General features: G+C 44.7%; 14 protein-coding genes. 8 read left to right on the forward strand and 6 right to left on the reverse strand.

Going from position 1 to position 13,568, the window contains the following annotated elements:
* Positions 1-3 precede the first annotated feature (3 nt).
* From B143_RS0100735 to guaD, 3 genes are all read right to left on the reverse strand, one after another.
* Complete coding sequence (locus B143_RS0100735; RefSeq protein ID WP_018121771.1) at positions 4-1,443, reverse strand: amino acid permease; 1,440 nt, start codon at positions 1,441-1,443, stop codon at positions 4-6.
* A gap of 82 nt (positions 1,444-1,525) precedes the next feature.
* Positions 1,526-2,902 carry a glutamate decarboxylase gene (gene gad / locus B143_RS0100740; protein ID WP_018121772.1) on the reverse strand — a complete coding sequence of 459 codons (1,377 nt, stop codon included), beginning with the start codon at positions 2,900-2,902 and terminating at the stop codon, positions 1,526-1,528.
* A gap of 177 nt (positions 2,903-3,079) precedes the next feature.
* On the reverse strand, positions 3,080-4,384 hold the full coding sequence (gene guaD, locus B143_RS0100750; RefSeq protein ID WP_018121774.1) for a guanine deaminase: 1,305 nt from the start codon (positions 4,382-4,384) through the stop codon (positions 3,080-3,082).
* Between the two features lie 105 nt (positions 4,385-4,489).
* On the opposite strand from guaD, the gene B143_RS0100755 reads away from it, so the two are divergent.
* Positions 4,490-4,984: a MarR family winged helix-turn-helix transcriptional regulator gene (locus tag B143_RS0100755; RefSeq protein ID WP_018121775.1), complete on the forward strand. Its 495-nt coding sequence runs from the start codon at positions 4,490-4,492 to the stop codon at positions 4,982-4,984.
* On the opposite strand, the gene B143_RS0100760 is transcribed toward B143_RS0100755, so the two are convergent.
* The 3 genes from B143_RS0100760 to greB form a co-directional block, all read right to left on the reverse strand.
* Entirely contained in the window at positions 4,973-6,211 is a 1,239-nt protein-coding gene (locus tag B143_RS0100760) for a D-amino acid dehydrogenase (protein ID WP_018121776.1), read from the reverse strand. The two genes, B143_RS0100755 and B143_RS0100760, sit on opposite strands and share 12 nt — an antisense overlap.
* 71 nt (positions 6,212-6,282) lie before the next feature.
* Positions 6,283-7,173 carry a LysR family transcriptional regulator gene (locus tag B143_RS0100765; protein WP_018121777.1) on the reverse strand — a complete coding sequence of 297 codons (891 nt, stop codon included), beginning with the start codon at positions 7,171-7,173 and terminating at the stop codon, positions 6,283-6,285.
* On the reverse strand, positions 7,170-7,655 hold the full coding sequence (gene greB, locus B143_RS0100770; RefSeq protein WP_018121778.1) for a transcription elongation factor GreB: 486 nt from the start codon (positions 7,653-7,655) through the stop codon (positions 7,170-7,172). Before greB ends, B143_RS0100765 begins: the two co-directional genes overlap by 4 nt.
* A 190-nt stretch (positions 7,656-7,845) precedes the next feature.
* On the opposite strand from greB, the gene B143_RS0100775 reads away from it, so the two are divergent.
* The 7 genes from B143_RS0100775 to B143_RS0100805 all read left to right on the forward strand — a co-directional run bounded on the left by B143_RS0100775 (position 7,846) and on the right by B143_RS0100805 (position 13,568).
* Entirely contained in the window at positions 7,846-8,256 is a 411-nt protein-coding gene (locus B143_RS0100775; protein WP_018121779.1) for a YtxH domain-containing protein, read from the forward strand.
* A gap of 60 nt (positions 8,257-8,316) precedes the next feature.
* Positions 8,317-8,712, forward strand: a complete 396-nt coding sequence (locus tag B143_RS0100780) for a hypothetical protein (RefSeq protein WP_018121780.1) — start codon at positions 8,317-8,319, stop codon at positions 8,710-8,712.
* 58 nt (positions 8,713-8,770) lie between these two features.
* Positions 8,771-10,042, forward strand: a complete 1,272-nt coding sequence (locus tag B143_RS0100785) for a glutamate-5-semialdehyde dehydrogenase (protein ID WP_018121781.1) — start codon at positions 8,771-8,773, stop codon at positions 10,040-10,042.
* A gap of 79 nt (positions 10,043-10,121) precedes the next feature.
* Positions 10,122-10,454, forward strand: a complete 333-nt coding sequence (grxD, locus tag B143_RS0100790; RefSeq protein ID WP_018121782.1) for a Grx4 family monothiol glutaredoxin — start codon at positions 10,122-10,124, stop codon at positions 10,452-10,454.
* A 66-nt stretch (positions 10,455-10,520) separates the two neighbouring features.
* Positions 10,521-11,156: a uracil phosphoribosyltransferase gene (gene upp / locus B143_RS0100795; protein WP_008315263.1), complete on the forward strand. Its 636-nt coding sequence runs from the start codon at positions 10,521-10,523 to the stop codon at positions 11,154-11,156.
* A gap of 22 nt (positions 11,157-11,178) precedes the next feature.
* Positions 11,179-13,074 (forward strand): lytic transglycosylase domain-containing protein, encoded by a 1,896-nt coding sequence (locus tag B143_RS0100800; protein ID WP_018121783.1) that lies wholly within the window; start codon positions 11,179-11,181, stop codon positions 13,072-13,074.
* An 11-nt stretch (positions 13,075-13,085) separates the two neighbouring features.
* Entirely contained in the window at positions 13,086-13,568 is a 483-nt protein-coding gene (locus tag B143_RS0100805; RefSeq protein ID WP_018121784.1) for a DUF2726 domain-containing protein, read from the forward strand.

Genomic DNA, 13,568 nt, shown 5'->3' on the forward strand with positions numbered 1-13,568 from the left:
AATTTATGAGGTTTGCTTATTTTGTTTCCAAGAGGGTTTTTTAAATGCTTGGATCAAGAGCGGTAAACCACAGAAGATCACAAAGCCTGACGTCACCAATGCCACATATAAAGTTGGATTGCCAATGGGTAACTGGCTAGGCGGTACAAAGGAGACCGTAAAGGCAAATAAAACGCCAAATAAGCCAACGCCCGCAATCGTGTTCATGCCCATTTTCCCGCCGGGTACTTTATAGGCGCGCGGTAGATCAGGCTGCGTATAACGAAGCTTGATGCCGGTTGCATACATGAGCATGTACATCACTAAGTAAAGGGTGATCGTCATTGCGGATAATAAGAAGAATGCCACGCTCACATTGTCCATAAAGAAATAGAGGGATGAGAGAATGGTGACGATGCCACCTTGGATGAGCAAAATATTTTGCTGCACGCCATTTTTATTGGTTTTGGCTAATAAAGGTGGGATTTCACCTTCTTGTGCTGTTTCCAATAAACCACGGCTTGGCCCTGTGATCCAAGACATCACACCCGCAAATGCCCCAAAGGCGATGAATAAGCCTAAAGGTGCCACCAACCAATGGAGATTAAAGTGGTCGAGTGAGATTAAAAATGCTTGCATTAAGCCTTGGTTCAAATCAATCTCTTCATTCGGAATCATGATGGCTAAGGAGGCTGAGCCTAACACAAATAACAATAAGATGATGATGGCAGCTAAGAAAATTGCACGTGGGAATTGTGTGCGTGGATTTTCTAAGTCGCTCGCGTGCACGGCATGCACTTCAACGCCTGCGAAGAGCAAAATAATGCCGCCTAAGAAGGCAAGAGAAGATAAATCAGTTAAATGTGGCATAAAGCGCGCATGCACCATGGAGCCGGTTGCAGTTTTCGTAACATCAAACATGTGGTTAGGATTGTCGCCAAGGTACCAGAAAATCCCCAATACAATGATCAATACGCCCGGTAAGATGGTGCCCACAATGGTACCAATGGAGGTGACTTTGCTGGCAAAGTTCGAGCCTTTTAATGAGATGAAGGTGGCGATCCAATAAAACACAATGATGACAGAGCCGGTATAAATGCCGCTGTTTGCCAAATCAGGTTGCCCAATTAAATAGGCAAGGGCGGCGGCCGCAAATGCTAAAACAGATGGATACCAGACAACGTTTTGGATCCATTGCAGCCAAATGGCGGTAAAACCCCATTTGTTACCAAATGCTGCGCCCACCCATGTGTAAACGCCGCCTTTTTGCTGACTGAATGCGCTGCCAAGCTCTGCCGCCACTAAGGATGCAGGCAATAAGAAAAGTAAAATGGAAAAGCCTAAGAAGAAGAACATCTCAGTGCCTTCTTTGGCCATCATAGGCAGACCGCGCAAGCTACAGACAGCTGCAACAGTCATGATGGCAAGGGTCCAAACGGACATTTTTTTAGGTTGCATGCTCATAATGAATCCTATCTATTTTTAATATGATGAAGGAAGAGCCCAAGCATGACTTGGGCTTTTTATGATTCAGCGTATTGCGTGATTAGCGACCGCTATGATCGAAGTGTGCGTTCGCTTCACCGGCCGTTTGTGTCACGGCAACGGGATGTTTTTCAAAGTACTCAAGCGAGCGTTTGACATCATTGATGAACATATCCGCCATGTTCATACTAAAGCCATGACGCAGCACTAAGCGCATGATGACGGTCTCTTGCATGTTTGGCAGCATTGAGTAAGCTGCCACTTGCCAGCCGCGCATGCGTAAGCGATCCGAGAGATCATAGAGGCTATAATTTTTCGAATCAGCTTTTTGTGTCCAAGAAATGGCAGGGATGCCTTTTTTCGGATCACCATCAAAGAAGATTTCAAAGTCGCCGAGTTTCACAATCTCTTTACCAATGTACTGCGCCGCGCCATAAAGATTTTGCATAATGGTGCGATAACCCTCTTTACCTAAACGGTTAAAGAGATAATATTGCGCCACAATTTGACCGCCCGGGCGAGAGAAGTTCAAAGCAAAGGTTGGCATATTGCCGCCAAGGTAGTTCACCCAGAAAATCATATCTTCTGGCATGTCTTTCCATTCGCGCCACACAACCCAACCCACACCTAAAGGCGCTAAGCCAAATTTATGGCCAGAAGCGTTGACAGATTTAACGCGTGCTAAGCGGAAGTCCCAAACTAAATCAGGTTCTATAAATGGTGCGATGAAACCGCCGGACGCACCATCAACGTGCACAGGAATGTCCCAACCTTTTTCGGCTTGAATTTTATCTAAAGCTGCACAGATTTCTGCAACGGGCTCATAATGGCATGTGAATGTGACGCCAAGCGTTGGCACAACACCGATCGTATTTTCATCCACATATTGCGATAAAATGTCTGCATCTAACCCTAAACGAGTGGCTTCAATGGGCACTTCACGAATTTCGACATCAAAGTAGCGGGCAAATTTTTGCCAGCACACTTGCACAGGACCGGTGACGATGTTCGGTTTATCATAGGGTTTGCCTTCCGCTTTGCGTTTGTTGCGCCAGTTGAACTTCATGGCAAGTCCGCCAAGCATCGCAGCTTCACTCGAACCTGTGGTGGAGCAGCCCGCTGTTTTCGCAGGTTCAGGTGAATGCCATAAATCGGCAATCATCTCCACACAGCGTTTTTCGATTTCTGCCGTCATCGGATATTCATCTTTGTCGATCATATTTTTATCAATACAATCTTCCATGATTTTATGAATATTATCTTCCATCCATGTTTGGCAGAAAGTGGAGAGGTTCTGGCGTGAGTTGCCATCAAGTAACAGCTCATCTTTGATGAGATTGTAGGTTAAATCACCATCAATCCCATGTTCGCGAATGATGTTGTTTGATAACCCTTCGCGCGCTGCAGCTAAACCATAAATATCTAATTTTTCGCTCATTGATTACACTCCTTTATTGATTTGTCGTATGACTTTTGTAACGGAAATGCTCATGCTGCCGTTCAATGATTCATGCGCTGAATCATTGAACTATATTTACTATATCAAAGATTTATATTCATTTCATGATTATGTTTTAATCAAAAAATGATAAAAATTAATATTATCTAAAAATCATTAAGGTGTGACTTTTTGTCCTGCAATGTAAGTGTCAGCAATCGCGCGATCATCCCCTAATGTCATTTGAATGAAAAGGGCTTCTTCTAAACTGTCTGCGTAACGCATGCGATACTCGATGATGGGCGTTGAGTGAAGATTGATGATGGCTAAATCTGCTTCCATGCCAACGGCAATGCTGCCAATTTTATCCGCTAAACTCAAAGCCTCTGCCGTGCCGCGTGTGGCTAAATAAAACGCATGCAAAGAAGAATAGGGCGCGCTGTTCATTTGTGCCGCTTTATAGGCTTCATTCATGGTTTGTAAAATGGAGAAGCTGGTGCCAGCACCTAAATCTGTGCCTAATCCCACTTTCATGGGTCGATGCGCCGCTTTCGCGCTCTGAACATTGAAGCAGCCCGAGCCTAAAAAGAAATTAGAAGTTGGGCAATGGGCAACGGCAGCGCCATGCTCGCTCAACACATGCATTTCGCGCTCTGTTAAATGGATGCCATGGCCATAAATGGCGCGTTCCCTCAATAAACCGTAGCGATCATACACATCTGTGTAATCAATGGCATCGGGAAAGAGGGATTTGACCCATTCGATTTCCCCCAAATTTTCTGACACATGGGATTGAATCAGTGTGCTTGGATATTCTTTGGCTAAACTGCCCACCATTTCCAATTGTTCATGAGTGGATGTGGGCACAAAGCGCGGCGTGATCACATATTCAGCACGCCCTTTGCCATGCCATTTTTCAATGAGGGCTTTAGATTCATCATAGGCTTTTTCTGGCGTATCTAACAGCGCAGCCGGTGCATTGCGATCCATACACACTTTACCAGCCATGATGCGCATGTTGTATTTTTCAGCCTCTTCAAAAATGGCATCCACAGATTCAGGGAAAATCGTGCAAAATACTGTTGAAGCCGTCACGCCATTTCGATGCTGTTCTTTTAAAAAGATCTCTGCAACTTCTTTCGCATGGGCTTTATCTGCAAAGTTTTGCTCTGCAATGAAGGTGTATTCATTGAGCCAATCGATGAGTTGCTCACCATAAGAGGCGATGATCTCTGTTTGTGGGTAATGGACATGGCTGTCAATGAATCCTGCGGTGATGATGCTGTTTTCATAACGAGTCACGGGCATATCGCCCAAAGTTGGCAATAACTCAGACGCTTTGCCAACGGCGGTAATGATGCCTTGATCCATCACAATGATGGCATCAGATTCATAGGTGTAGCACTCATCTAATGGATGAAAAAATGGGTCTTTGTGAAATGTGAGCATGGCGCCACGAATGGCAGAGGGTGTTGCGGTCATAATCTTCCTAAGTCTAAAAAGTATCTTTATGTGAAGATACTTTAACGCAATTTTGTCTTTAGATAAAGATACTTTATGCTATGGCAACCAATTTAGGAGTAAAACATGGCAGAGAAAACAGATTTGATTGGTGCAATCATCGAGGATTGGCAGCAGTATGATGCGACCCTCAATACACATGGCACAGAAGTGGTGGGGCGCGTGGTTCGGCTTGCCTCTCTCATCAATCGGCAAGTGGATGAAAATTTAGCTCAATATGATTTACAAGTGGGAGAGTTTGATGTGCTCGCGGCTTTATTGAGAAATCCTAGCCATCAATTGACGCCGAGCCAATTGCAAGCAGTGATTTTGATCTCATCGGGTGGATTGTCCAATCGCATCAATCGCCTAGAAAAACGCGGATGGATTGAGCGCTTGCCAGATGCGAATGATAAACGCGGCGTGATTGTATCATTGACTGCATCGGGCAAAGATTTAATCACGCGCGCGGTTCAAAGCCATTTGGCATTAGAAAATGCCCTTGTGGCACATTTATCGGGTGCATCCCAAGGGCAAATGGCCACTTTATTGCACGATTGGCTCAAAAAATTAGAGGGTTAAGCCCGTTAAATCAATGGGGGAGGATTTGTGCCCAATCAGTTGTGATAAGACAGCGGCGCTGCCAGCAGCAAGTGTAAAGCCGAGGCTGCCATGTCCCACATTGAGCCATAAGTTATGGTAATGGGTTTGACCGATGATGGGCGGGCCTTTTGGCGTCGAAGGCCGTAAGCCCGCCCAAACATCCGCACTCTCCACACCATAAAGGTTCGGGAACGTCTGTTGGACGATGTTTTTAAGGGCACGAATGCGATTGTCCCGCACGTCGCTGCCATAGCCAATGTCCACCATCGCCGCAATGCGTAAGCGATCGCCTAATTTGGCATAAACGGTTTTATGACCATAATCGGTGACGCTTGTGGTGGGCACGCAATTGCTTTCTTTTGGGAAAGGCAGCGTTAAACTGTAGCCTTTTAGGGGATAAATCGGCAATTCAATGCCAAGGGGCGTCATGAGTTCACGGGCGCCATTGCCAGCGGCAACCACCACTTCATCCACCGACATAGAACCATGATTGGTGACAATGTGCGTCACCATGCCTTTTTGTTGAAAAATATCTTCCACACACGTTTGAGTGTGTAAGGTGAATTTAGGGGAAGCATTGAGTTTATTCAAAAGCGCTTGGCAATAGAGATACGCATCGGCCGTTTCATCATTCGGCGCATAAATGGCACCAGACAATTGATCACGAATGTGAGCAAGGGAAGGCTCTTTTTGCACAATCTCATCAGGTGTGAGGATGGATTGAAACTTCGGATCAATGCCTGCTGCCGCTTGATCAAAATCTTTTTGTGTGCGATGAATGATCATTTTGCCAGAACGCTGCCAACAAAAATCATCGAGCGCATCCTGTTCGCGCCAATCGGTGAGCACCGATTGACTCAGCAGCGATAACCTTAAGATATGAGCACCGTTGATTTGGTTGGTTTTGCGTGAACAGGCGCGGGCAAATTGCCACAGCCATTGCCATTGCGTCAATGAGGGTTTGATGCGTAGATTGAGAGGGGAATCGCTTTGCCCAAGCCATTTTAAACCTTGTAAAATCACGCCTTGATCCGCTAAGGGCGTAACATAACGATAACTCAATTGTGCGCCATTGGCATAACTTGCGCCGGTGCCGATGCCATCGGCTTGATCTAACAGTATGACTTTTTGTCCATCTTTGATGAGCGCATAAGCCAATGACAAGCCAATCACGCCGCCGCCGATGATGGTGATGCTCTTTTCCATATCTTCCCCAGAATCTTATAATCCCCTCTGATTCTATTAAAGCGGATTCAGGGCGCAGCAACAATTGATTATTATTGCTTAAGGTATAACTTTTGGTTAAGGGTGTGGATTTGTGCGGTTAGATACTCTTTAAGCGTTTGGGCATAATGGCGCGCGGCGCTTGAGAGGGCAAGATTCGAGCGATGCAATAAACAGAGATCTAAATGCATGGCGGGATTGATGGGATAAAGCATGTCAATCGGCAAGGTTTGCTCTGCTGAAAAAATATCACTGATGGTGCAGCCCATACCCAATTTAACAAACTCTGCCGCCATGTAATACGTTTCCACATTGATGTGGGAATTCTGAAATTGTCGATGGCGGGCAATGAGTTGGGCTAAAGAGTCCGTGCCGGGATGAATCCAACGTTCCACTTCAATGTCTGCCATGTGAATGGGTGCGCTTTGTGGTTTGGCATCTAAATAGACGAGGGGCACTTTCACCAATGGAATGGCCGTGAGATTATGCGTCGGCACATGATGAAAAGTTATGGCAAAGTCGATGTCGCATTTCATCAAGCGATCAATCAACGTTTCGGTATGATCGGTGCGGATGGCAATGTCAATGGCGGGATGATTGACGGCAAATTGCGCGGTCACGCGCGGCACCACGCTCAAGCCTAAACTTGGGATGCAGCCGATGGATAATCGGCCTTGTGGATGATTGGCAAGATTATGCGCCAGCTCTTTGAGTTGATTGAGTTCGCCATAAATGGATTGGGCTTGATCAAAGAGAATGTGCGCCTCTTGCGTGGGAATGAGTTTACTTTGTTTGCGTTCAAAAAGGCGAAAGCCTAAACGCGCTTCGGCATGTTTTAAAGCTTTACTTGCCGCAGGCTGCGAGATGCAGAGCATTTGTGCCGCTTTAGTTAAAGAGCCGCACAGCATGATGGCGTAAAAAATCTCAAGATGGCGAAGGGTCATGAGGCATTGCCATAATCAATGGATTCAATGATCCACGTTTTGTGGCTGAGCTCAGTTTTGACTTTAACCTCATCGCCCTCTTCTTTGCCAAGGCAGGCGCGCGCCATTGGGGAATCGATGGAGATGTAGTTTTTTTGATGATAAATCTCATCAGGTCCGACAATGCGAAAAGTGAGGATATCATTTTCATCGTTTTCATCACTCAACGTCACCGATGCACCAAAGTAGATTTTGCCCTCTTGTTCAGGGGAATAATCCACAGGGCGAAGCTCTTCTAAACGCTTGGTTAAATAGTGAATGCGGCGGTCAATTTCGCGCAATTTACGTTTATTATATTGATAATCCGCGTTCTCTGACCGGTCGCCTAGGCTCGCTGCCCAAGCCACTTTCTGGGTGATTTCAGGGCGCTCTTGTGACCACAAAAAACGCAACTCTTTTTGTAAAATCTCAAAGCCACCGCGGGTGACTAAATTGGTTTTCATCGTGCTTCCTTCAGGAGAAAATTTTATCCATTATACGGGATCGTTTTGAGAAAATAGAGCGATAAAAGTTGAAGTTTTTGAGAAAAGCGTGCTACTTTAAAGATGAAGCTGTGATTAATTAAGGTTTGAATCTTAATTAAAATATTTATATATTACATGAACCGATTTAATTTAAATGAGGGTAAAAGTTATGAATAATATTAATAAAATTCTTTTAACAGCAGTATTAGGTACGGTAACTGCAGTGGGCGGTTCTGTGGCATTCGCTGAATCAACAGGTGCAAAAGTTGAAAATGCCATCAAAGAAACTGCAGATAAAGTGGCAGACAAAACAGGTGAATTGACAGATAAAGCGGCCGATAAAGCCGAAGAATTGAAGCAATCTGCAGATAAAAAAGCCGATGAAATCAAAAATTCAACCGGTGACAAAGCTGAAGATTTAAAAGAGAAAGCGGCCGATAAAGCTGAAGAGATCAAGGAAAAAACATCTGAGAAAGCCGATGAATTGAAAGATAAAGCAAAAGATGCGTGGGATGATACTAAAGATGCCACGAAAGACTTATCAAAAGACATCAACGCTAAAATCCAAAAAGATCTATAATTCTTTCACGAATGGATCACAAAAGCCCGCAGATGTGGGCTTTTTTTAATGGAGCAGAAAATGGCGAAAATCGAGCAAAAAACCACCACTTTTTATCAACGCGATTATCAGGTGCGTCATCAATGGTTGTGGTCAAAACACAATCGAAAGTTAGAAAAATGTGGCACATTACGCATCACATTGATTCATCCGAGCGCGCAAGACATGCCAAAGCGCATTGATGCATGGTTAGCACAGATCAATGCAACGCAAGATGGTGAGCGCGGTTATTACATGGGCGGCTGCGGGTTGATCATTGAGTCGAGCTCGCCGCAGGTGATGATTTTGAATCTCACCTCAGGTGGGGAGGATATTTTAGATTCCTTAGAGTGGTATGCCCAAACTTTAAGCGAGCAGGTGATCGAGCCGGATGAAGCCATCTTAACCCGTTGGGAAGAATTGCCATTGTACGATTAATCTAAAGACGCTAATATCATGATCATTGATGATATATAAGAGCGTTTAAGGAAAAATTATGGCAGAGACATTACAAAACTATTGGGATCAAGTGGGGCAGCAAGCGAGAGCCGCGAGCCGTGATTTATTGCGCGCATCAACCGCTGAGAAAAATCGCGCTCTACAATTGATTCACGATGAAATCATGGCCCACATTGATCAAATCATGGTGGAAAATCAAAAAGATTGCGATGCCGCACGTGCCAATGGTTTAGCCGAAGCCTTCATTGATCGTTTATTGCTGGATGATGCCCGCATTCGCAGCATGGCGAGCGGCGTGTTAGACATGATCGCATTGCCTGATCCTGTGGGTGAAGTGACGGATGTAAAACCTCGTCCTTCTGGCATTATGGTGGGTAAAATGCGTGTGCCACTTGGCGTGATTGGCATCATTTATGAGTCGCGCCCAAATGTGACGATTGATGCGGCGGCGTTGTGTTTAAAATCCGGCAATGCGGCGATTTTGCGTGGCGGCAGCGATGCTTTTTATACCAATCAATATTTGGCAACTTTATTGAGCCAAGCATTGGCGCAAACGGCATTGTCTGAACATTCTGTACAGATCGTGGCCACAAAAGATCGCAACATCGTGGATTTGATGGTGACGGCAAAAGATTATATCGATGTGATCATTCCGCGCGGTGGCAATTCTTTGGTGGCGCGCATTAATGATCAAGCAACTGTTCCTGTCATTAAGCATTTAGATGGCATTTGTCACACTTTTGTGGATGAATTTGCGAACATCGATTTGGCAGTGAAAGTGGTGGATAACGCAAAAACGCAGCGTTATGCGCCATGCAATGCATTAGAAACGCTTCTTGTGCATGAGAAAGTGGCTGCTGAATTTTTACCGAAAATTGCGGCGATTTTTACCACAAAAATGGTGGAAATGCGCGCATGTGATCAATCTTATGAGATTTTATCTGCTGATTTTAACGTTACACATGCCACAGAGATTGATTGGCGCACGGAATATTTAGCCCCGATTGTCTCCATTAAAGTGGTGAAAGATTTAGATGAGGCGATCACGCACATTAATCATTATGGTTCGCATCATACAGATGTGATCATCAGTGAGCATTATACGCACACCACCACATTCTTACGCTTGGTGGATTCAGCGTGCGTGATGGTCAATGCTTCTTCGCGTTTTTGTGATGGTTTTGAGTTTGGTTTAGGGGCGGAAATTGGCATTTCCACTGATAAAATCCATGCGCGCGGTCCTGTGGGTTTAGAAGGTTTGACCTCGCAAAAATATGTTGTGTTAGGGCATGGCGAAATCCGATCATAGTTCGGTGCGATTTAAAGTGAATCGATGGGCATAAAATGGTAGAATGGCCTGATTTTTTTATTCATGAAGGAGTGAATCAATGAAAGAGCAAACTTTAGAATTGATCCGTCAACAAGTGACGGAAAACCCTGTTGTGATCTATATGAAAGGCACACCACAGTTCCCTATGTGCGGTTTCTCTAGCCGTGCAGCACAAGCATTGGCAAGCACAGGCTTACCATTTGCGGCCGTGAATATTTTTGATGATGAAAATATTTATAACTACTTGCCATTTTATGAAGATTGGCCAACTTTCCCACAAATCTACATCGGCGGCGAATTGATCGGCGGATGTGACATCACTTTAGAGTTGTATGAAAGTGGGGAATTAAAAGAATTAATGAAAAAAGCCATCGATGCTGCGGCACAATAATCATTAATGAAAAGTCCCAAACTCTGGGACTTTTTACTGTAGATTGGTCAAAATTTGGAGATACATATGAAAGTCGTTGAAGTTAAACACCCATTGGTGGCCCATAAATTGGGTTTATTGCGTAAAAAGGAGATCAGTACTGCTGAGTTTCGCCGTTTGTCTTCTGAAATCGCAATGTCATTACTTTACGAAGCCACAAAAGATTTAGAAACCGAAATGGTGACCATCGAGGGTTGGGCAGGCAAGGTTGAAGTTGAGCGCTTAAAAGGTCGTAAAGTGACATTGGTGCCAATTTTGCGTGCGGGCATCGGCATGCTTGATGGCGCATTAGATTTAGTGCCAGGTGCACGTGTGTCTGTGGTGGGATTTGAACGTGATGAAGAGACATTAGAAGCACGTCCTTATTACGCAAAATTAACCTCTTTCATGGAAGAGCGCACCGCGGTGATTTTAGACCCAATGCTTGCCACCGGTGGCACATTGATCGCAACGCTTGATCTATTAAAAGAAAAAGGTTGCACGAAAATCAAAGGCATTTTCTTAGTGTGTGCGCCAGAAGGCTTAGAAGCTGTGAAGGCAAAACATCCTGACATCGAAATTTATACCGCATCGATTGATGATGGTTTAAATGAAGATGCTTACATTCTTCCAGGTTTAGGGGATGCAGGCGACAAAATTTTTGGTACAGTAATGCCAGAATAAATTGAAAAAATAAAGGATTCGAATGAAGGTCAAAGCAATAGTTGTTACGGTATTTTCTTTATGTGCAGCAGCGAGCCATGCCTTTGCGTTGTCGTCGCAGGAGATCGCGACCTTTCAACAAGGCAAATCCTTCATTCAAAGCCGCAATGTTCAAGGGTATCAACAATCGCTCAAAGCCCTCAAAGGCACGACGGTTGCCCCTTACCTTGAATATTATTATGTGCAACAAAATTTAAAATCACTCCCGAAAGAAACAGTGCTTGCCTTTATCGAGCGCACGCCGAACACCTTATTCAATGCGTCATTGAGCCAAGATTTTTATCGCTATGAGCTTGAACAAAAAAATTATGCCTTCATTGAGAAATCACTAAAACAGACGCAAAGCCAGTTTTTACGTTGTATTTATGATGATGCCATTTTAAAAACGCGCCCGAAAGATTTTGATGCCGCGCGCTTTCAAAGTTATTGGGTGAAAGTGGCAACGCCGTTATCAAGCTGTTTGTCTGTAGAAAAAGTTTGGCTCGATCAATATGCCCCAAAAACAGTGGTGGATCAAAAAATCAATGAACTGATTGCCAATTTAAACATCGGGCGCGCCAAAGCCCTATTGCCGCATGTGCCAAGTGATAAGCGTGCGTATTATCAATCCATGATCAATGTGATTGACAATCCTGCTGGGCAGTTGATGACGCAAAAACAATATTATAAAGATTCCACGCGTTTTTATACATTAGCCGTGCAGCAGTGGGGCAAAAGTGATTCCACCAATGCTTTAAAAGGGCTGGAATTTGTGCGTAAAAATCAATTGGTCACAGCCAGCGAATACACAAAATTACGTAATTTATTAACAGTTTTCCAAGCAGGGCGCGCCGATGCGGTTGATCCTTTAGGACGCATTGAAGCCATTGCAAAAAATGAGCAAACCGATGATGTAAAAATCAGCGGTTTTAAATTGAGCGCACAAGCGGGGCAATGTAAAAATGCCCTCGATTATTTAGAGCGCTTATCCCCAAAAGCGAAAGAAGATGCCACATGGACTTATTGGCAAGGTCGCATGCATCAATGTTTAGGGCAGCAAGCAAAGGCGAATGAGCTCTATAAAACCATTGCCTCCCAAACCAGTTTTTATGGCTTTTTAGCCGCCGATGAATTAAAGCAACCCTATTCTGTGCTTGCGTCACTGGTGCGCCGTAAAGCTGATCCCGTTGCGCCTTTAACCGATGCCAATTTTAAATTGGGCTTAGATTTAATGGCGGTGGATGAGCGTAATTTTGCCCATCAAGCATGGTTCCAAGGTTTACGCACTGCAACGCAGCCACAGAAAAACTCCGCAAGTTTTGCAGCGTATGAAAAAGGTTTTTATGATTTAGGCATTCGTGCTGCCGTTGCCGCAAGGCAACCGGGTGCATTGCACATTCGTTATCCGATGGGTTATGGCAAAGATGTGAAGCAGTCGGCAAAGCGCTATGGTTATCCACCTGAATTGTTGTGGGGGCTCATTCGTCAAGAGAGCCTCTTTCAACCGGATGCTAAATCCCATGCCAATGCATATGGCTTGATGCAGCTCCTCATTCCCACCGCAGAAAAAATGGCGGCAAAATTGGGTGAAAAACGCGGCAGTTTATATGATCCTGTGTACAACATTCGTTATGGCACGGCTTATTTAAATGATGTCAGTGGCGTTGTTGGGCAGCATTGGCCTTATATTTTAGCCAGTTATAATGCGGGTCCGCATAAAGTGGTGAAATGGATTGATCCCCCAATGGCGGATGTGGCATTGTGGGTGGAGTCCATCCCGTACCGTGAAACACGCGGTTATGTGAAGAGTATTTTAGAAAATGTGGTGATTTATCATTACCAAGCAGGCAATCAAAAAGTGCGCATCAGTGATTATCTCAATCGCTTTTATCCTCAATAATTGGACGCCGTATGTTTTATAAAATTATTTTTACCCTCATTGTGATCATTGGCTTTGTGTTTTTGATGCGAAGAAGTCGCACGCCAAAACCTGAGCCATTGCCACAACACAATCCGAATATTCCCAATGCCTTTCGCACGAAAACCAGCGCCTTGAACATGCAAGAGCAGCAAGTGTTGTTATTGTTGCAACAATTGGTCAGCGGTTCGCGTTTGCAAGTGTTTCCAAAGCCGCAATTGGCAACATTCATCAGCATTGATCCGCGCCTAGCGCCAGAGATTCAGCAGCAATTGAGCGCAGAGTTAAAACAGATCACATGTGACTTTATGCTGGTGGATCAACACAGTTTTTCTGCGGTGGCAGCCATCACATTTGATCCGCCTGCGGGTTTGCAAAAGGTGTTAAAAGATCTCAATGTCGATCTGATCGCGCTCAGCAGCACGCAAACATATGATGCGGATAAACTTCGCACACTGTTGGTGCATTACCTCTAA

This window comes from Wohlfahrtiimonas chitiniclastica DSM 18708, assembly GCF_000375345.1.
Classification (GTDB): Bacteria; Pseudomonadota; Gammaproteobacteria; order Cardiobacteriales; family Wohlfahrtiimonadaceae; genus Wohlfahrtiimonas; species Wohlfahrtiimonas chitiniclastica.